Annotated in this window: 19 protein-coding genes and 1 pseudogene; 12 read left to right on the forward strand and 8 right to left on the reverse strand. The window is 54.2% G+C overall.

Annotated elements, in window-relative coordinates; translation table 11 throughout:
- Window positions 1-32: 32 nt before the first annotated feature.
- Entirely contained in the window at window positions 33-2,666 is a 2,634-nt protein-coding gene (locus tag AC1VYI_RS10565) for a PqiB family protein (protein ID WP_063408605.1), read from the reverse strand.
- Window positions 2,635-3,918, reverse strand: coding sequence for a membrane integrity lipid transport subunit YebS (yebS, locus tag AC1VYI_RS10570; protein WP_023312213.1), 1,284 nt, complete (start codon window positions 3,916-3,918; stop codon window positions 2,635-2,637). The genes AC1VYI_RS10565 and yebS overlap by 32 nt, the downstream gene beginning before the upstream one ends.
- A gap of 132 nt (window positions 3,919-4,050) precedes the next feature.
- On the opposite strand from yebS, the gene AC1VYI_RS10575 reads away from it, so the two are divergent.
- The 4 genes from AC1VYI_RS10575 (at window position 4,051) to htpX (ending at window position 8,474) form a co-directional block, all read left to right on the forward strand.
- Window positions 4,051-4,548 (forward strand): GAF domain-containing protein, encoded by a 498-nt coding sequence (locus tag AC1VYI_RS10575; protein ID WP_008500476.1) that lies wholly within the window; start codon window positions 4,051-4,053, stop codon window positions 4,546-4,548.
- Window positions 4,549-4,644: 96 nt separating this feature from the next.
- Window positions 4,645-5,331, forward strand: coding sequence for an RNA chaperone ProQ (gene proQ / locus AC1VYI_RS10580; protein WP_014884292.1), 687 nt, complete (start codon window positions 4,645-4,647; stop codon window positions 5,329-5,331).
- A gap of 19 nt (window positions 5,332-5,350) precedes the next feature.
- Window positions 5,351-7,399, forward strand: coding sequence for a carboxy terminal-processing peptidase (prc, locus tag AC1VYI_RS10585; protein WP_134866068.1), 2,049 nt, complete (start codon window positions 5,351-5,353; stop codon window positions 7,397-7,399).
- Between the two features lie 193 nt (window positions 7,400-7,592).
- Window positions 7,593-8,474: a protease HtpX gene (gene htpX / locus AC1VYI_RS10590; protein ID WP_014884290.1), complete on the forward strand. Its 882-nt coding sequence runs from the start codon at window positions 7,593-7,595 to the stop codon at window positions 8,472-8,474.
- Between the two features lie 50 nt (window positions 8,475-8,524).
- On the opposite strand, the gene AC1VYI_RS10595 is transcribed toward htpX, so the two are convergent.
- On the reverse strand, window positions 8,525-9,898 hold the full coding sequence (locus AC1VYI_RS10595) for an MFS transporter (RefSeq protein WP_059445104.1): 1,374 nt from the start codon (window positions 9,896-9,898) through the stop codon (window positions 8,525-8,527).
- Window positions 9,899-10,077: 179 nt separating this feature from the next.
- Here AC1VYI_RS10595 and kdgR point away from each other — a divergent pair, with 179 nt between their 5' ends.
- Window positions 10,078-10,869 (forward strand): DNA-binding transcriptional regulator KdgR, encoded by a 792-nt coding sequence (gene kdgR, locus AC1VYI_RS10600; protein ID WP_134866069.1) that lies wholly within the window; start codon window positions 10,078-10,080, stop codon window positions 10,867-10,869.
- Window positions 10,870-10,937: 68 nt separating this feature from the next.
- On the opposite strand, the gene AC1VYI_RS10605 is transcribed toward kdgR, so the two are convergent.
- Window positions 10,938-11,177: a YobH family protein gene (locus tag AC1VYI_RS10605; protein ID WP_023312207.1), complete on the reverse strand. Its 240-nt coding sequence runs from the start codon at window positions 11,175-11,177 to the stop codon at window positions 10,938-10,940.
- Window positions 11,178-11,338: 161 nt separating this feature from the next.
- Here AC1VYI_RS10605 and mgrB point away from each other — a divergent pair, with 161 nt between their 5' ends.
- From mgrB to rlmA, 7 genes and pseudogenes are all read left to right on the forward strand, one after another.
- A complete protein-coding gene (mgrB, locus tag AC1VYI_RS10610; protein ID WP_006175995.1) occupies window positions 11,339-11,482 on the forward strand; it encodes a PhoP/PhoQ regulatory lipoprotein MgrB in 144 nt (47 codons plus the stop codon).
- Window positions 11,483-11,556: 74 nt separating this feature from the next.
- Window positions 11,557-11,847: a YebO family protein gene (locus tag AC1VYI_RS10615; RefSeq protein WP_023312206.1), complete on the forward strand. Its 291-nt coding sequence runs from the start codon at window positions 11,557-11,559 to the stop codon at window positions 11,845-11,847.
- A gap of 23 nt (window positions 11,848-11,870) precedes the next feature.
- Window positions 11,871-12,860, forward strand: coding sequence for an MBL fold metallo-hydrolase (locus AC1VYI_RS10620; protein ID WP_134866070.1), 990 nt, complete (start codon window positions 11,871-11,873; stop codon window positions 12,858-12,860).
- 525 nt (window positions 12,861-13,385) lie between these two features.
- Window positions 13,386-13,530, forward strand: a pseudogene (locus AC1VYI_RS10625) (DUF2627 domain-containing protein).
- A 13-nt stretch (window positions 13,531-13,543) separates the two neighbouring features.
- The gene (cspE, locus tag AC1VYI_RS10630) at window positions 13,544-13,753 is read left to right on the forward strand and encodes a transcription antiterminator/RNA stability regulator CspE (RefSeq protein ID WP_001062678.1); all 210 of its coding nucleotides are present in this window, start codon (window positions 13,544-13,546) and stop codon (window positions 13,751-13,753) included.
- Between the two features lie 219 nt (window positions 13,754-13,972).
- Complete coding sequence (ftsI, locus tag AC1VYI_RS10635; protein WP_134866071.1) at window positions 13,973-15,691, forward strand: peptidoglycan glycosyltransferase FtsI; 1,719 nt, start codon at window positions 13,973-13,975, stop codon at window positions 15,689-15,691.
- A 65-nt stretch (window positions 15,692-15,756) separates the two neighbouring features.
- Window positions 15,757-16,572, forward strand: a complete 816-nt coding sequence (gene rlmA / locus AC1VYI_RS10640) for a 23S rRNA (guanine(745)-N(1))-methyltransferase (protein WP_134866072.1) — start codon at window positions 15,757-15,759, stop codon at window positions 16,570-16,572.
- On the opposite strand, the gene mntP is transcribed toward rlmA, so the two are convergent.
- From mntP to manY, 4 genes are all read right to left on the reverse strand, one after another.
- Window positions 16,569-17,135 carry a manganese efflux pump MntP gene (gene mntP / locus AC1VYI_RS10645; RefSeq protein WP_029741998.1) on the reverse strand — a complete coding sequence of 189 codons (567 nt, stop codon included), beginning with the start codon at window positions 17,133-17,135 and terminating at the stop codon, window positions 16,569-16,571. The genes rlmA and mntP overlap by 4 nt on opposite strands.
- A 398-nt stretch (window positions 17,136-17,533) precedes the next feature.
- Window positions 17,534-17,992, reverse strand: coding sequence for a DUF986 family protein (locus tag AC1VYI_RS10650; protein WP_045404374.1), 459 nt, complete (start codon window positions 17,990-17,992; stop codon window positions 17,534-17,536).
- 54 nt (window positions 17,993-18,046) lie between these two features.
- Window positions 18,047-18,898 carry a PTS mannose transporter subunit IID gene (locus tag AC1VYI_RS10655; protein WP_006810994.1) on the reverse strand — a complete coding sequence of 284 codons (852 nt, stop codon included), beginning with the start codon at window positions 18,896-18,898 and terminating at the stop codon, window positions 18,047-18,049.
- Between the two features lie 12 nt (window positions 18,899-18,910).
- A complete protein-coding gene (manY, locus tag AC1VYI_RS10660; RefSeq protein ID WP_008500490.1) occupies window positions 18,911-19,711 on the reverse strand; it encodes a PTS mannose transporter subunit IIC in 801 nt (266 codons plus the stop codon).
- Window positions 19,712-19,743: the final 32 nt, after the last annotated feature.

The following is a 19,743-nucleotide window of genomic DNA, read 5'->3' on the forward strand; positions in this document are numbered from 1 at the left end:
GCTCCGGTGCGTTGACACCGGAGCCTGTCAGATTAACGCGGCAGGGCGGTTCCCCATTCACGCCACTCTTTCGGTTCGCTTTCGAGCAGCAGGAAGTGTTTACCCGGCTGCGCTTTTGGCGCCAGCGGCGTGCCCGGCGGCGTGGCAAACGCGATACCGCCGCGAATGAACTGGTTGAAGGTGCCGGTTTTCACCACGCCTCCCGTCAGGCCAAAGTCCAGCGAATAGCCGGACGCCAGCCAAAATACCGAGTTATTACGGACCAGGTGCTGGTAACGCTCGCTGATGCGTAACGCCACCATTACGCGGTCGGAGAGCGTACCGAGCGTCAGGCCCGTGACCGTACCCACTTCAATGCCGCGGAACAGTACCGGGGTGCCGATGCTCAGCGAGCCCGCTTCCGGTACTTCCACCACGATGCTCAGGCCGCCAAGGTAGCGCGAGTCGGTGATCGTGGCTTCCTGCAGCTCGAAATCACGACGGGCATTGCCCTGGCCCGGCTCAACGTTGATGTACGGCTGCAGGATGGTGTCGAGATGCTCAACGCCCGCGGCCGAGATCTGCGGCGTGACCACCGAGAAGCGCGAACCCGTGCGGGCGAAGGTCTGCACATATTCCGGGTACAGCACGGCGGTGGCCTGCACCTCGTTGCGCGAGGTAATCAGCGTCAGCTTCTGGATCTGCCCGATATCAATGCCGAGATAGCGAATTGGCATGCCTTCCGCCAGCTTGCCGGCATCGAACGCGTGCAGGGTAATCTGTCCACCCACGGCGCGTGCGGCGGTTTCGGACGGGAAGAGAATACGCTTATCGCCTTTGCGCAGATTCGCGCCCGCGCCGCTGAGATTATCGAAGCTAATCGCTCCGCGCAGCGCGCGTGAGAGCGGGGAGGCCTGCACGGTCAGCCCGTTACCGTTAAGCTGAACTTTCGCGCCGCCTTCGGCCCAGAAGACGCTGTTTGGCGTCAGCAGCTTGCGGTACTCCGGCTTGATATGCAGTTCGATATCAAACGCATCCGCACGCGGGCGAACGGTGATAACTTCCCCGACCTCAAACTTGCGGTAGAGCACCACGGAGCCCGCCTGTACGTCCGGCAGCGTCTCGGCGCTTAGCGTCAGCGTGGTGGTAGGGAGATCGCTCAGGCTGTTTTCAACCGCTTTCTCCAGGTTGGCATACAGCGGATAGCTGTCGCGAACGGGGCCTTTATCGCCGGGCAGAATGCGGATGCCGCCGTTAACCCATTCGCTGGCGCTGGCGCCGAGGAACTCCACGCCGTCCAGTCCCACCTTCACATCGACGCGACTGTTCACCACGAATTTGCTGTCACCGTGCACCAGGTCGCTGTACTGCGGATCGATGGCGACCGAGAAGGTCACGCCATTCGCGGAGAGCTTACGCTCCAGCACCTGACCGACCTGCACGCCGTGTAAAATTAACGGCTGACCGGCTTCGATTCCGTAACTTTCTGGCGCATTCAGGGTGACGGTCACTACGCCCGGCTTTTGCAGCAGGGATTTATCCGCCGGGGCAATCACGAAGCTATTGCTGGGTTCACCTTCGCCGGGGATGAGCTCAAACGTATTGCCGGTCAACAGCGTGCTGAGGCTGGCATCGTTCAGAGAGAGCTTTGGACTGCGCATTTCGATACGCGTTTTCTCGCGCAGGAGATCGACCACGCTCGGGTCGACAGTCATTTCGCCGGTGACCGAGCCGCCCGGGTTGAGCGTCATTTTGGTGAGCTGACCAACCTGCAACCCCTGATACATCAGCGGCGTCGAACCCGCTTTTAGCCCCTTAGCATCGGGCAGGGCGAGTTTAACGAGCACGCCGCGCTGGCTGTGCGCCAGGTCAGCGTACAATCCAAATGAGTCATCCGCGGTGGCGGGGCTTGAGTTTTCCGGGGAGTCAAAGGCAATGGCACCATTCACCAGCGCGGCCAGACTTTCCAGCTTCACTTTCGCACCGCTCAGGCTGACGTCCGCATCCACGCCGGAGACGTTCCAGAAGCGGCTGCCTTTTTTCACCAGATTGGTGAAACGACGCTCGATCAGCACGTCTATGGTGACGCCCTGTTTATTCGGGTTGATCGCGTAATCGTACACGCGGCCAACCGGGATTTTGCGGAAATAGACCAGCGAACCGCTGTTCAGAGAACCGAGATCCGGCGCCTGCAGATGGATCATTAAATCGCCGTTGTTGAGGCGGTACTTGGGCTGTGTATCCAGGGCAACAAAGTGATCCTGCGGCTCACCTTTACCCGGCATCATGCCAATATAGTTACCGCCCACGAGCGCATCCAGCCCTGACACGCCGGCCAGAGACGCTTTTGGCGTCACCAGCCAGAACTGCGTTTCGCTGCGCAGGGCATCCTGCATGTCAGATTTAATACTGACCCGCACCTGAATCTTGTTCAGCCCTTTTCCAAGGGAGATATCCTGAACCGTACCCACTTCAACCCCCTGGAAGCGAACGGGCGTTCGCCCGGCGACGATGCCGTCGGCGGTCTGGAAATCAATGGTGACGGTACTCCCGCGATCTTCATAGCTCGTCCAGATAAGCCAGCCAGCAATCATCAGGGCGATGACGGGCAGCAACCAGAATGGCGAAATGCGGCGTTTTGTTTTAATTCTCGCTTCAGTCGGCGAAGCGGGGGTTTCCTGACTCATGTGCATCCCAAAGTAAGCGGCTATCCAGCCATTCCACAGCAAGAATAGTCAATATCACCGCAGAGCCGAAATAAAAAGCCGCGGGTCCCATTGTAAAAGCAAGTAGCTGGTCGCGATTGATGAGCGACATCATCAGCGATATCACGAACAGATCTAACATTGACCAGCGGCCAATCCAGGTGACGAACCGCAGCAGCAGAATGCGGGTCCGTAAGCCTTGTTCACATTTAAAGTGAATGCTGATGAGCAGGGTAAACATCACCACCACTTTGGTAAAGGGAACCAGGATACTGGCAATAAAGACGATCGCCGCCACCCCGACGTTGCTGTGCGCAAGGGAGATAATCCCGGAGAGGATAGTATCCTCCTGACGCCCGCCATTCACGTAAATGATGGAAATCGGCAGCATGTTGGCTGGGATCAGAAACACCAGGGAAGCGATCAGCGCGGCCCAGCATTTTTGCAGGCTGTTGTTGCGCCGCAGCCTCAACGGAATGTGGCACCGCGGGCAGCGACCACGCGCGTCGGGCAAGCCGGTATAGTGACATCCCAGACAGACGCGCAGATTTTCATCAGGACGCGTGGCGGGGCGCTGAGGGTAAAATCGCTCCCAGAGCTGTTCAACGTTCAGGTGGATAAGCGTCAGTATGCTCAGCAATACCAGGCTGATGAAAGCAAAGAGTCCGATGCCGGGCTGCAAAAAGGCGTAGTCCTGTACCTTTATCGACGCAACGCCCACGCCCACCAGATAAATATCCAGCATCACCCACTCTTTGAGCTTATCCAGCATCAGCAGCACCGGGCGAAGGTTCATACCGAGAATATTGCCAAACCACAGATAGGCAATGGCGGCGACCAGCACCAGCGGCGCGCCAACGGTGCAGAACAGCACCATGGCAGCGGTGATGGGATCCCCCTGACGGGTCATCTGCCAGATACCCTGCAGCACGTTGGCGTCAATGCGCACGCCAAGCAGGTAGAGTTTCAGCAGCGGTTCGCTCCAGGCGAAGGGCATCAGTAGCAGCATGGTGACGGCCATGGCGGCGAGGCGGGTGAGCGACCAGTCGCGGCCATCGCGAATTTTGGCGTCGCAGCGGGGACAAAAGGCACTTTGGTGCGATTTCATCTTCGGCAACATAAAAAGCGTATCGCACTGGGGGCAACGCTGATAATGTGCACGTGGCAAAGCTTCGCTTACCGTATGGACAGTTATCTTTCTTGTCGGCGTAATTTTGGTTGTTTTTAAGGCCATCAGCTGCGCACAAATAAGTATTGTTGAAAGTTATAATAACTCATGAACGGATTCATCTTGAGCATGAGCGCATTTAATGCTTATTTTAATAGGCTATGCGGTAAATTTGTAAGACAACTAAGTGATTGAATAATGAACAAAACAGAATTCTACGCGGATCTGAACCGCGATTTTAAGGCATTGATGGCGGGTGAGACCAGCTTCTTAGCTACTCTGGCAAATACTAGCGCATTGCTGTTTGAACGTCTCTCTGACGTGAACTGGGCCGGCTTTTACCTCCTGGAAGGTGAAACGCTGGTGCTCGGCCCGTTCCAGGGCAAACTGGCCTGCGTGCGTATTCCGGTAGGGCGTGGCGTATGCGGCACGGCGGTGGCCGAAAATCAGGTCCAGCGTGTGGAAGATGTTCATGCGTTTGACGGGCATATTGCCTGTGATGCTGCCAGTAATTCTGAAATCGTTCTGCCGCTGGTGGTAAAAAATCAGATTATTGGCGTTCTGGATATCGACAGTACGGTCTTCAGTCGCTTTACAACCGAGGACGAACAGGGGCTACGCGAGCTGGTGGCGAATCTGGAAAACGTACTCGCTGCAACCGATTATCAAAAATTCTTTGCGAGCGTCGCAGGATAATCAACGGATAACGTAGCATTTACTGATAGCGTCATTATAATGACGCCTGTTCATGCCTGCGCTTGTTGGCAACGTCCGTTGTAATCAGGAAATTTCATGGAAAATCAACCTAAGTTGAATAGCAGTAAAGAAGTTATCGCATTTCTGGCCGAGCGTTTCCCGCAGTGCTTCAGCGCGGAAGGTGAAGCTCGTCCCCTGAAAGTCGGTATTTTTCAGGATCTGGTGGCGCGTGTTGAAGGGGAAATGAACCTCAGCAAAACTCAGCTGCGTTCCGCCTTACGTCTTTATACTTCGAGCTGGCGTTACCTGTACGGTATCAAACCAGGCGCGACCCGCGTGGACCTCGACGGCAACCCTTGCGGTGAGCTGGACGAGCAGCACGTTGAGCACGCGCGCAAGCAGCTTGAAGAAGCCAAAGCACGCGTTCAGGCACAACGTGCAGAACAGCAGGCGAAAAAACGCGAAGCCGCAGCGGCAAACGGCCAGGAAGAAGCGCCTCGTCGTGAGCGTAAACCACGCCCTGCGCCGCGCCGTCACGATAATAACGATCGCAAACCGCGTGCAGACAAACCAGCAGCAAAAGCCCCGCGTGCCCCTCGTGAAGAGCCGCGCCATACGCCGGTTTCTGACATTAACGCCCTGAGCGTAGGTCAGGCACTGAAGGTAAAAGCGGGTAACAATGCTATGGACGCCACCGTACTGGAAATCACCAAAGATGGCGTTCGTGTACAGCTGACTTCTGGTATGTCAATGATTGTACGCGCAGAACACTTGTTGTTCTGAAACGGAGGCCAAGCCTGGCATGAACACTTTTTTTAAGCTCACCGCGCTGGTGGGCCTGTTTGCCATAACAGGTCACGCTTTTGCAGTGGACGATATCACGCGTGTTGATCAAATTCCGGTACTCAAGGAAGAGACGCAACATGCGACGGTGAGCGAGCGCGTGACCTCACGTTTTACCCGCTCGCACTATCGTCAGTTCGATCTCGATCAGGCCTTTTCGGCCAAAATCTTTGACCGCTATCTGAACTTGCTGGATTACAGCCATAACGTTTTGCTCGCCAGCGATGTCGAGCAGTTCGCTAAGCGCAAATCCGAGGTGGGTGATGAGTTGCGTTCAGGCAAGCTGGATCTGTTTTACGATCTCTACAACCTGTCGCAAAAGCGCCGCTTTGAACGCTATCAGTACGCGCTGAAAGTGCTGGAACGTCCGATGGACTTCACCGGCACTGACACCTTTAACCTGGATCGCAGTAAAGCACCCTGGCCGAAAGATGAAGCCGAGTTGAATGCGCTGTGGGACGGTAAAGTTAAATACGACGAACTGAGCCTTAAGCTGACCGGCAAAGACGAAAAAGAGATCCGTGACACGCTGACGCGTCGTTACAAATTTGCCATTCGTCGTCTGGCGCAGACCAACAGTGAGGATGTTTTCTCACTCGCGATGACCGCCTTTGCGCACGAAATTGATCCGCACACCAACTATCTCTCTCCACGCAACACCGAACAGTTCAATACCGAGATGAGCCTGTCTCTGGAAGGTATCGGCGCGGTGCTGCAGATGGACGATGATTACACGGTGATCAATTCCATGGTCGCGGGTGGCCCGGCGTCCAAAAGCAAAGCGATTAGCGTAGGCGATCGCATTGTGGGTGTAGGACAAACAGGCCAGAACATGGTCGACGTGATCGGCTGGCGTCTCGATGACGTGGTTGCGCTGATCAAAGGTCCGAAAGGCAGCAAGGTTCGTCTGGAAATTCTGCCTGCCGGTAAAGGCACTAAAACCCGTATCGTTACCCTGACCCGCGAGCGTATCCGTCTGGAAGACCGCGCGGTGAAAATGTCGGTGAAAACCGTGGGTAAAGAGAAGGTCGGTGTCCTGGATATTCCTGGCTTCTACGTAGGGCTGACTGACGATGTGAAAGTTCAGCTGCAGAAGCTTGAGAAGCAGAACGTCAGCAGCATTATCATCGACCTGCGCAGTAACGGCGGCGGGGCGCTGACAGAAGCGGTTTCACTCTCCGGTCTGTTCATTCCATCTGGCCCGGTGGTTCAGGTGCGCGATAACAACGGTAAAGTGCGTGAAGATGCCGACAACGACGGTGTGGTCTACTACAAAGGCCCGCTGGTGGTCCTGGTTGACCGTTTCAGTGCTTCGGCGTCTGAAATCTTTGCCGCTGCAATGCAGGACTATGGCCGCGCGCTGATCGTCGGTGAGCCAACCTTCGGGAAAGGTACCGTTCAGCAGTATCGCTCTCTGAATCGTATTTACGATCAGATGCTGCGTCCGGAATGGCCTGCGCTGGGCTCGGTTCAGTACACCATTCAGAAATTCTACCGCGTGAACGGCGGCAGTACGCAGCGTAAGGGCGTAACGCCGGACATCATGATGCCGACAGGCACGGAAGAGACGGAAACCGGCGAGAAGTTTGAAGATAACGCTTTGCCGTGGGACAGCATCAATGCCGCGACCTACGTGAAAGCGGGTGATATGACGCAATTTGGCCCAGAACTGCTGAAAGCGCATAACGACCGCATCGCGAAAGATCCGGAGTTCCAGTACATCATGAAGGACATTGCACGATTCAATGCCCTGAAAGATAAGCGGAATATCGTTTCTCTGAACTATGCGCAGCGTGAGAAAGAGAACAACGAGGATGATGCAACCCGCCTGGCGCGTATCAACGATCGCTTCAAGCGCGAAGGCAAGCCTCTGCTCAAGAAACTGGACGATCTGCCAAAAGATTACCAGGAGCCGGATCCGTATCTGGACGAGACGGTGCATATCGCTCTAGACCTGGCGAATCAGGAAAAAGAGAAACCAGCCGTACAGCCCGCTCCGGCAAAATAACCTCCCAACAGGCACAAGAAATTGTGCCTGTTTCTTTTTGTTCTGCATCCTTCCGTCAGTCAGATTTCCAATTGTGTAAAGTTGTGTCTTTCTGGTGACTTACGCCCGCCGGATGCTTGAAAATAGCCGCAATACCCATACGATGTGGGTAATCGCATAGTGCGTTTTGTTAAACTGAGGTAAAAAGAAAATTATGATGCGAATCGCGCTCTTCCTGCTCACCAACCTGGCGGTCATGGTGGTTTTCGGGCTCGTGCTAAGCCTGACAGGAATTCAGTCGAGCAGCGTTCAGGGTCTGTTGATTATGGCGCTGCTGTTTGGTTTTGGTGGCTCGTTCATCTCCCTGCTGATGTCGAAGTGGATGGCACTGAAATCGGTGGGTGGTGAGGTTATTGAACAGCCGCGTAACGATATGGAACAGTGGCTGATGAACACGGTGGCTCAGCAATCCCGTCAGGCCGGGATCGCCATGCCGCAGGTGGCGATTTACCATGCCCCGGACATCAACGCTTTCGCCACGGGCGCCCGTCGCGATGCGTCACTGGTTGCCGTCAGCACCGGATTGCTGCAGAACATGAGCCGTGACGAAGCCGAAGCGGTTATTGCCCACGAAATCAGCCATATCGCCAACGGTGACATGGTGACCATGACCCTGATTCAGGGCGTGGTGAACACCTTCGTGATCTTCATCTCCCGTATTCTGGCGCAGATCGCGGCAGGTTTTATGGGCGGAAACCGTGATGAAGGTGAAGAGAGCAACGGCAACCCGCTGATCTACTTCGCCGTTTCGATGGTTCTGGAACTGGTATTCGGTATTCTGGCCAGCATCATCACCATGTGGTTCTCCCGCCACCGTGAATTCCACGCGGATGCCGGCTCGGCGAAGCTGGTTGGTCGTGAGAAGATGATTGCCGCGCTGCAGCGTCTGAAAACAAGCTACGAGCCGCAGGAAGCGAACAGCATGATGGCCTTCTGCATTAACGGTAAATCCAAATCGCTGAGCGAGCTGTTTATGTCTCACCCGCCGCTGGATAAACGTATCGAAGCGCTGCGCAGTGGGGAATATCTGAAGTAACGCTAAGAACTCTAATAAGCCGGGCAGGAGAACACTCCGCCCGGCTTTTTTTATGCCTGAACCCTGGGCTGGGTCACGCGCAGTCCGCTGACGACCGCCGCGAGCGAGGCAAGGGCTCCCGCGGTGAGAAGCGCAACATGGTTGCCGTTTTGCCCGGCGAGGTTAAACATCAGGGCGACCAGCGCTGCGCCGCTGCTTTGTCCCAGAAGGCGCGCGGTCCCCAGCATGCCGCTGGCACCACCGCTGCGATGGCGCGGCGCGGAAGTGATGATGGTGTGATTGTTAGGGGACTGGAACAGGCCAAACCCAGCGCCGCACAGGATCATGCGCCAGATGATGTCCAGATCGGTTGGCGATGACGGTAGCAGAGCCAGCGCGAAAAGGCCTGTCGCCATCACCGCAAGCCCCAATGCTCCCAGTAAACCGGCATGGACGCGTTCAATTAAGTAACCTGCCAGCGGCGCCATCACCATGGTCGCCAGCGGCCAGGGGGTTAACAGCAGGCCGGTCTCCACTTCTGAACGGCCGACCACGCTCTGCAGAAAGAAGGGCAAAGATACCAGAGCCAGCATTTGGGCGCAGAACGAGCAGACAGACGTGCAAATGGAGAGGGAAAAAAGGGGAATACGCAGCAGATCGACCGGCAGTAAAGGCACGGGGAGAGTGAGCTGACGGCGAACAAAGAAGAAGCCGATCGCCAGCAGGGCAATGAGCTCCGCGCCGGTAAGCATCAGAGACTGTCCCTGCGCAAAGCCGCTCAGCGCCGTAATCAGCAGGCCAAAGGTCAGGGCATTCATCACCGCACTCGCCACATCAAAGCGCGGCATGGTGCTTTTAGGGCCGTTAGCGGGAAGAAAGCGCAGGGCAAAGAATATAGCGACAATGCCCAGCGGCACGTTAATAGCAAACAGCCATTGCCATGACGCAACGGAAAGGATCGCCGCCGCAATAGTTGGCCCGGCGGCGGAAGAGACAGCGACAATAAACGAGTTTATCCCCATGCCGCGCCCCAGATGACGCTGGGGATAAATTAAGCGGATCAACGCCGTGTTTACGCTCATGAGCGCCGCGCCGCCAAAACCCTGCGCGATGCGGGCAAGCGTCAGGGTATGCAGCGAATCTGAAAGGGCGCATAGCAAGGACGTGAAGGTGAAAACCACCAGACCGCACTGATACACCCGACGGTAACCGAACATATCGCCCAGGAAAGAGAACGAGAGCAGGGAAACCACAATCGCAATCTGATATGCGTTAACGATCCATATCGAACTGGCGGGAGAGGCATGCAGGTCGCTGGCGATGGTTGGCAGAGCAACGTTCGCGATTGCGCCGTCAAGGACGGCCATTGAGATACCGATAATGATGGTCGCTATAGCGCCATACCGCTGGGGTAAAGGCAGGCCATCGGAAAGGGTCTTTTCCATTAGGATTAAAAAAGCTCAGCGTGAAATTATTCTCAGGATAACTATTTTAGCATTGTTACAGCCGCGATATGTCGCAGATTTGTAACGAAGTAAACGCGGATTGATTGCAGGTGACATGACGGGAACTTATAATAAAAACCGGTTCTGATTTTTATAAAACACTCTCTATGAGGTGGTAAATGGCTATTGCGGATTTGGATAAACAGCCAGATTCTGTTTCTTCCGTGCTGAAGGTGTTTGGCATCTTACAGGCGCTGGGGGAAGAGCGTGAAATAGGTATTACAGAGTTGTCGCAGCGCGTGATGATGTCTAAAAGCACCGTATATCGCTTTTTACAAACCATGAAGTCGCTGGGCTACGTTGCCCAGGAAGGCGAATCTGAAAAATACTCTCTGACGCTTAAGCTGTTTGAGCTGGGCGCTCGTGCGCTGCAAAATGTTGACCTGATCCGCAGCGCTGATATCCAGATGCGTGAAATCTCTCGCCTGACCAAAGAGACCATCCATCTCGGTGCGCTGGATGAAGACAGCATTGTTTACATCCATAAAATCGACTCCATGTACAATTTGCGCATGTACTCGCGCATTGGTCGTCGCAACCCGCTCTACAGCACCGCGATTGGTAAGGTTCTGCTGGCCTGGCGCGATCGTGAGGAAGTGAAACAGATCCTCGAAGGCGTGGAATACAAGCAAAGTACCTCGCGAACCGTTACCAGCACAAACGCGCTGTTAACGGTGCTCGATCGCGTACGCGAGCAGGGGTATGGCGAAGATAACGAAGAGCAGGAAGAGGGGCTGCGCTGCATCGGCGTTCCGGTGTTTGACCGCTTTGGCGTAGTAATCGCGGGCTTAAGTATCTCCTTCCCAACCTTACGCTTCTCCGAAGAGCGCCTGCATGAGTATGTGGCTATTCTGCACACTGCCGCACGTAAGATTTCTGAACAAATGGGTTATCACGACTACCCGTTTTAATCTATGCTCGCATAAAAAAACGCCGCATCTGCTGCGGCGTTTTTTATATTAGTCATGTCACCGGCTGATTAGCCATTATCAATCACGACGGATGTCTTTCGCAGGACCGGACAGTTGGTCAAGCCAACGATCCCGCTGTCAGTATGCAAATATTGCGCAGTGCTCACGCCCTGTGCCGTTAAATATTTACATTGAATCCCTAACCCGGCTGCGTTTTCGGTGCTTCCCACAAGCACGCCATAACCCGTGAGCAGAAGGCCAATCCAGACGATAGCCAGTGCAATAATTGTTCGAATAATGAAGCGCATCATTAACCTCTTTTGTCGTTGTTATCATAAAGCTAGCGTAAACGGTTTACACGATGAAACAAGTGCAGGATTCTGAAAAAAGTGCGATGGCGGTACAGTTAGTCCTTGTTTAAGATAAGCGTGTTAACCTCGTTACATCAGGTTTTTAGACGGAGTGTGGAGTGAAAAAAATACGCTGGGTAATTCTGATTATCGTGCTGATAGCGTGCGTGGTGTTATGGACGCAGACGATCAATGTGATGTGCGATCAGGATGTACAGTTTTTTAGCGGCGTTTGCGCAATCAATAAGTTTATTCCGTGGTAATACGCATTTTTTCTCAAGGTGATTTCCTTCCTTCGCGCCAGTGGTAAAATAGACGTTTTTATTGAGGTGGTGAAATGGGTGAGTTACTGAATTCAGGGCTGCTGAATATGGCATCCCTGATGATTTCTTTGGTTGTTCTGCTTGTGGGCCTGGTCATTTGGTTTTTTGTGAACCGCGCCAGCTCTCGTACTAACGAGCAGATTGAACTGCTGGAAGCGCTGCTCGATCAGCAAAAACGTCAGAATGCGCTGCTACGCCGTCTGTGTGAGGCTAACGAACCGGAAGAGAAAGACGCGCCGAAAGACGCGGTCGCTGAAGAAAGCAAAGACGAAGACGACTTTATCCGCCTGGTGGCTGAGCGTTAATCTTTTTATGCTGGGAGGTGGCTGTGGTCTGGAAAAATCCCTGGTATGACCCCTCCCTGAAACATCACACCCCGAACGGTTTTCGTAATACCGATCCTGTCGGACATCAACCCGGCGATCTTGACCGTTGGCGCAAAGCGCGTAAAGAGGCCGGTTTACCGAAGCCACCCGCGCTGGGCTATGAAGACTTTATCCAACAGTGGTGGCAACCGGTTGAGCTTACGCAACCTCATGAAGATGGGGTATGGTGGCTGGGACACGCGAGCGTAATGCTGCAGCTGGACGGCAATATCATCCTTACCGATTCGGTTTTTTCACAGCGCGCTTCTCCACTCCCTTTCCTGGGACCCCAGCGCAAAACGCCTCCCGCGCTGTCAGTCTGTCAACTCAATCAGCTTGATGCGGTCGTCATCTCCCATAATCATTACGATCATCTTGATGATGCGACCATTCGCCGTATTCTCAAGCGCTTCCCCGAGGTCAGTTTTTTTGTTCCGCTGGGCCTGGCCGACTGGTTTCGCCGCCGGGGGGCAAAACGCGTGGTTGAGCTCGACTGGTGGCAGAGCTTCACCTGGCAGGGGATGACGCTGACCGCCGTACCGGCACAGCACTGGAGTATGCGCACGCCATGGAACCGCAATCGCTCATTATGGTGCGGCTGGGTTATGGAAGGTCGACATCATCGTTTCTGGTTCAGCGGAGATACGGGGTATTCGCCTGAACTGCTATTGATACCTGAACGCCTTGGCCATATCGATGCTGCCGCGTTACCAATAGGTGCCTATGCCCCACGATGGTTCATGGCTGTCCATCATATGGATCCGCAATCTGCGGTGGCATTGTGGCAGCAGCTGGGTTGTCCTCTGGCGTTTCCCATTCACTGGGGCGTGTTTGAACTGGCAGATGAAGCCCTTGATGAACCTGTGCGGGAGTTAACTGACGCGCTAGATAATTTAGCACCAGTTAATCATTCTTTCAGGGTACTGAAAGTTGGTGAGTATTTATCCTTATAAGCGAAGCGATAACGTAGTGCATATATTCTGTATGTAAACGCGTGCAGGAATGTTTTATTTTTATCGAAACGTTTTGCTTGCCTTCTTTTGATGCAGAGTCATAAAAATTTCATTATTTTGGTGCATAACACTGTTTATTAGTTGGTGCATTTTAATACAGTTCGGCGCGGGTTATTAACAGTGTTTTTTCTCTGAAACAATTTGGTCGCGTTACAATGATTTAAGCATAAGTTTTCACAAATTGTTCTAACTCAATCAGGACGTAAGATTTCTTTTCGCGTTTGCTGGACGCTTCGTAATGATTGAGCTATGTTAAAAAAGTCTTAGATTACAGCGCTTGTGAAAGCAACGCTGGGTCTTTGTTACGCAGCAGAGCTGTCTGTAAGTGATGCGCATAATTGTGCAAAACCTGACAGGCACTGTTCGAATTTGTGCGGCGGATCGAGACATGTTTAAAAATGGCTTGCCATATTAAACATAGTGTGTGATAACACGTTTTGGGTCAAACGAGGTACAGTTCTGTTTATGTGTGGCATTTTCAGTAAAGAAGTCCTGAGTAAACACGTTGTCGTTGAATACCGCTTCTCTGCCGAACCTTATATTAGTGCCTCATGCAGTAATGTCTCAGTTTTATCTCAGTTAATGCCTGCGGGCTAAGAAAACACTCTAAGGAATTTTGCAAAATGGCAAAGATTAAAGGTCAAGTTAAGTGGTTCAACGAGTCTAAAGGTTTTGGTTTCATTACTCCTGCTGACGGCAGCAAAGACGTGTTCGTACACTTCTCTGCAATCCAGGGTAACGGCTTCAAAACTCTGGCTGAAGGCCAGAACGTTGAGTTCGAAATTCAGGACGGCCAGAAAGGCCCAGCTGCAGTTAACGTAACTGCTATCTGATCGAACCGCTGCTGACTGAAGCGCTTAGCACTTCAATCTCAGACATAAAGCCTCGCATAATGCGGGGCTTTTTTATGTCCCTTATCTTTCAAAATATTACCATTGGCGGTCTTGTTAGTAACTTGTTGCAAAGCTGCGAGGTTAGTAGCACTGTTTTGCCACCTTAAACCCATCTTTTCCCGTTAAATCAGGGCGTTGTTTAACAGTCCTGGGGTTCAGGTGAAGAAGAAATTGATAACCACCGCTGGCAATTTCACGCCAGCGCGTTTTGTGCTGCTCTGTTTAGCTATTTTTTGTAGTCTGGCTTTTTTGCTGGGCCGCGTTGCCTGGCTGCAAATCATCAAGCCTGACAATCTGGTGAAGCAGGAAGATATGCGATCCCTCCGCCAGCTGGCGATTGATGCGCCGCGGGGCATGATAATGGATCGCGAAGGTCGCCCCCTGGCGGTGAGCGTGCCCGTCCGGGCCGTCTGGGCCGATCCTAAAACGGCGCTGGCAAAAGGGGGCGTTGGCATTGACGAACGCTGGCAGGCGTTGGCAAACGCGCTGCATCTCTCCCTGGGCACACTTTCGGCGCGAATCAACGCCAACCCGCAGGGGCGTTTTATTTATCTTGCCCGTCAGGTCGATCCCGCACAGGCGAAGTGGATCGATAAGCTGAATCTGCCCGGTATCAATTTACGCGATGAATCCCGCCGTTTTTATCCTGCCGGCCATGTGGCAGCGAACCTGATTGGCTTCACCAATATTGACGGGCAGGGCATTGAAGGTGTGGAAAAAAGCTTTAACGCGCAGCTGACCGGCAAGGCCGGAGTGCGGCAGGTAAGGGAAGACCGCTACGGTCGCGTGGTTGAAAACCTGACGGAAGTGGCGCCCGCGCCGGCGCATAACATCCAGTTAAGTATCGACGAGCGGCTGCAAACCATCACCGAAGATGCACTCGATAATGCTGTGGCCTGGAACAAGGCCGAGTCTGGCGCATCGGTGCTAATAAATATCCCAACCGGGGAAATACTCGCCATGGCGAGCTATCCGGATTTCAACCCCAATAATCGGGAAGGCGCGACGATAAACGATTTTCGTAATCGCGCGATCAGCGATACGTTCGAACCCGGTTCGACGGTCAAGCCGCTGGTGCTGATGACGGCCCTGCAGCAGGGCCTGGTCCAGCCGGACAGCGTGATTGACACTCACCCGTATACCCTTGACGGGCATCGTATCCGCGACGTGGGCTATTATCCTGAACTGACGATGACCGGGATCCTGCAGAAATCGAGCGACACCGGCGTATCCCGACTCTCCTTGGCAATGCCTGTCCAGCATCTTATTGATACCTATCGAAACTTTGGGTTTGGCACGAATACGGGGCTTGGCTTAACGGGCGAGAGCGCGGGGCTGTTGCCAAATCGTAAATACTGGAGCCAACTCGATCGTGCGACCTTTGCCTTCGGCTACGGGCTGATGGTGACGCCGCTCCAACTGGCGCACGTCTACGCCACGATCGGCGGCTTCGGGCTCGAGCGACCTCTCTCGATTACGCGTATCGATCCACCCGTTATCGGGCACCGGGTCATGCCGGAAGAGATCGCACACGAGGTGGAACACATGATGGAGAGCGTTGCGCTGCCCGGCGGCGGGGGCGTTAAGGCCGCCGTTCGCGATTACCGGGTGGCGGTGAAAACCGGCACGGCGAAGAAAATTGACGACAGCGGAAAGTACGTTGATAAATACGTTGCGTATACGGCCGGCGTTGCGCCCGCCAGCGATCCGCGCTTTGCCCTGGTGGTGGTCATTAACGATCCGCAAAATGGCGCCTACTACGGCGGTGCCGTTTCCGCGCCTGTTTTCAGCGAGATTATGGGTAACGTGCTGCGTCTGGAGAATGTAAAACCTGACGGGTTACCGGCGGGTTCTGACCACCTTATCGTTATGCGTTAACCGGGCGTTTATAACCAGGGCGAATAGCGGTACACTTCGCCCTTTGATTATGCTCCGGAGTCACCATGTCCTTCAGCTGTCCCCTTTGCCACGCCCCCATGACGCATTCAGATAAAAGCTATACCTGTCCGCAGGGGCATCAGTTTGATATGGCAAAAGAAGGCTACGTGAATCTTCTGCCGGTGCAGCATAAGCGCTCCCGCGATCCAGGCGACAGTGCAGAGATGATGCAGGCGCGTCGTGCGTTTCTGGATGCCGGGCACTATCTGCCGCTGCGGGAGACCGTCGCGCAGATGCTGAATGACATCCTGCCGGGTTCAGCCACCGCCATGCTCGATATCGGCTGCGGGGAAGGGTACTACACCGCACGGTTTGCCGGGATCGCACGCGAGAAGGGCGCCTTGACATTCGGTCTGGACGTGTCGAAAGTGGCCATTCGCGCGGCGGCAAAGCGTTACGCGGACGTGACGTTCTGCGTGGCATCCAGCCACCGGCTGCCGTTTGACGATGCCAGCATGGATGCGGTTATCCGCATTTACGCGCCCTGCAAGGCGGAAGAGCTGGCTCGCGTGGTGAAACCGGGCGGATGGGTAGTCACCGTGACGCCGGGCCCGCGTCATCTGATGGAGCTGAAAGGGCTGATCTACGACGAAGTGCGACTGCATGCCCCTCATTCTGAACAGCTGGCCGGTTTTAACCTGAAGCAGGAGCAAAGCGTGGCGTATGAAATGACGCTTAAAGGGGAAGAAGCAACCGCGCTGCTGCAGATGACGCCGTTCGCGTGGCGGGCAAAACCGGAAGTGTGGGAAGCGTTAGCTCTACAATCAATATTTAACTGCCAGACGGATTTCAGTATCCACGTCTGGCAGCGCGAAGATTAACCGGCGAAGTGTGCCCAGAGGATCTGGGCACCAATGCCAATCAGCACAATTCCTCCCAGGATCTCGGCGCGTTTACCCAGCAGCGGGCCGATAAACCGTCCGACCATCATGCCCAGCGTGGACATGATCAGCGTTGCGCAGCCGATGGCCAGCGCGGTGGCGATAATATTGACCTGCAGGAATGCCAGACCGACGCCGACGGCCATCGCATCAAGGCTGGTGGCAATTGCCGTGGTGACCAGCAGCCAGAACCCGTGGCGGTGCTGCGGTTCCTCGTCTTCATCATCACCGCCGCGAAAACCTTCTATCACCATTCGGCCACCGAGAAACACCAGCAGTACGAAGGCAATCCAGTGGTTCCACTCCAGCACGAACTGGCTGGCGAGCATGCCAAGTCCCCAACCGATAAGCGGCGTCAGCGTTTCGATAGCGCCAAAAATGAGGCCGGTACGCAGGGCTTCTGAGAACTTAGGTTTGTGGAGCGTGGCGCCTTTTCCGATGGAAGCCGCAAAAGCGTCCATGGACATGCCAAAAGCGAGGAGGATCGTAGCGGAGATATTCATAACAGGGTCCAGACCGGGGATATCCATATGACACATCACTGCCCCCAGTAAACAGCAGTTAATGTATCTATGGTCTCGCCTGATCGCGCTGCACATAAGATGTGCTGTCAGCGATCCGTACGCGCCACGTTTTTCAACGAGTATGTTGACACGTACATTTCCTGCGAGCAGGAAATCGGCTACTCCCCAACGACGGGCGCAACCTTAACATATTTTGAGAATATAAAACAACAACGAAGAGGCATTATTTAAAATGCTTGGTGATAACGATTTTCATTTGTCTTTAAGCGTGAAAATATCGTTAACAAACAGAGCACAAATTAACGAAAGGGATATAGCTTTGGCTATATTTCTTGCGCAAGATAAACACAGAATATAGCCAGTGCTATATATTTAACTCATTGAGTTTTAACAAGTAACTTGTATATCTTTTCCAGGTCGTCAATATTCTTCACCCGAATAAGCAGGCGGCGTTGTTCTAATTGCATCACCAGCACACCGTCTTCGGATAAATTCATCTCTTTAATACGGTTATATTCTATCCACACATTGGCGAAGAAAAATCCGCGGGATTTAAAAATGATTTTCGGCGTGCGGATCCAGAACAGATAAACCGCCATTAATGCCAGCGCACATAATAACCATGTGGTTAATATTGCACCATGGCTAGTGACGTTATTGTAAATAAGAATAACGATGAGACCCGCGAAGATAAACGCATCCACGCGCCCGCGTCGCAGAAGGGGAAGGGAGAGCAGCGTCTCGCCGTGACGGCGGGGCATGATGAATTCGTCATAGATCGCGTAAGCCAGAAGGGCAGCAATAAATAAAACCAGTACGATGTCCGTGACAGTCATTCATCCTCCAGATAAAAAAACCGGGGGGAAGCCCCCGGTCTATAGCATTGAAACTTACAGACCCAGCAGGCCGACAGCGTAGCCCGCGATACCGATGACGAAGAAGCCAACGATAATCCACAGCGGGTTCACTTTCTTACGCAGCAGCCACATGCAGGCAAAGGTCAACAGCAGCGGTACCAGGCCAGGCATCAGCTGGTCCAGAATCGTCTGCACGGTGGTGACGCGGGTCTGACCATCCTGACCGGTGATGGTCGATACCACCAGCGGGATGTTCACGTGCGTCCACTTGTTAACCAGCGCCCCCATGACAAACAGGCCGAGGATTGACGCCCCCTCAGTCAGTTTTTGCAGGAAGCCGCCGCCCATGTCCTTAACGATGTCCACCCCTTTACGGTAGCCGTAGGCCACGCCGTAGTAACGGGTCAGCAGGCGCACGGCGTTGAACAGGATGAAGAACAGCAGCGGGCCAAGCAGGCTGCCGCTCATCGCGATACCGGCACCCAGCGCCGCGAAGACCGGACGCACGGTACCCCAGAAGATTGGGTCACCGACGCCGGCCAGCGGGCCCATCAGGCCGACTTTGATACCGTTGATGGCACCGTCGTCAATCTCTGCGCCGTTCGCACGCTGTTCTTCCATCGCCAGCGTTACGCCCAGAACCGGAGCCGCTACGTAAGGATGGGTGTTAAAGAATTCCAGGTGACGCTTGATCGCCTGACGGCGCGCTTCGTTGTTTTCCGGGTACAGGCGTTTGATCGCCGGCACCATGGAGAAGCAGAAGCCCAGCGCCTGCATACGTTCGAAGTTCCATGAACCCTGAAACAGGTTAGAACGGATGAACACGCCACGAATATCACCCGGAGTGAGTTTTTTCTCGGTGGTAGTTTTTGTCATATCAACCATTTCGCTCACCTGCTAGTCCAGTTCGTTATCGAGATCGTTGTTACCAGCAGCCTGCGCTGGGGCACCCGCGACGCGGTTATATTTCGGGCTGAGCTGGATGTAGAGAATCGCCATTACCGCACCAATCACACCCAATGCAACCAGGTTGAAGTTGGTGAAGGCAGCGGTCACGAAGCCGAGGTAGAAGAACGGCATCAGATAGCCTGCGCGCATCATGTTGATGACCATCGCATAACCGACGACCACGATCATGCCGCCCGCGATGTTCAGACCGCCGGTGACCACTTCTGGAATGGCGTTCAGCATGCTCTGCACTTCACTGGTACCAACAGAGATCGCCACGATAACCGCCGGGATCGCGATACGCATCGCCTGCAGGAACAGGGATGAAACGTGGATCCACGACAGTGCCGTGAGGTTGCCGTTTTCGGCCGCCTTATCCGCCGCGTGCTGGAAGGCAACGGTGATAGTACGAACGATGATGGTCAGAACCTGGCCAGCTGCAGCCAGCGGGATCGCCAGCGCGATACCGGCACCAATACTCTGGTGACCAGCAATAACCAGAACGGTCGAAATGATAGAGGCCAGCGCGGCATCGGGCGCAACCGCCGCGCCGATGTTCATCCAGCCCAGGGCGATCATTTCCAGGGTACCACCGATGATGATACCGGTTTTCATGTCACCCAGAACGGCCCCAATCAGCGTACAGGCCACCAGAGGGCGGTGGAACTGAAATTCATCAAGTACGGATTCCATACCCGCAATACATGCGACGACGAACACCAGCACAATCTGAAGAGTGGTAATCTCCATTGCACTTCTCCTATTACATAAACTTTATATGA

Source organism: Enterobacter sp. QK-SA4 (assembly GCF_056856775.1).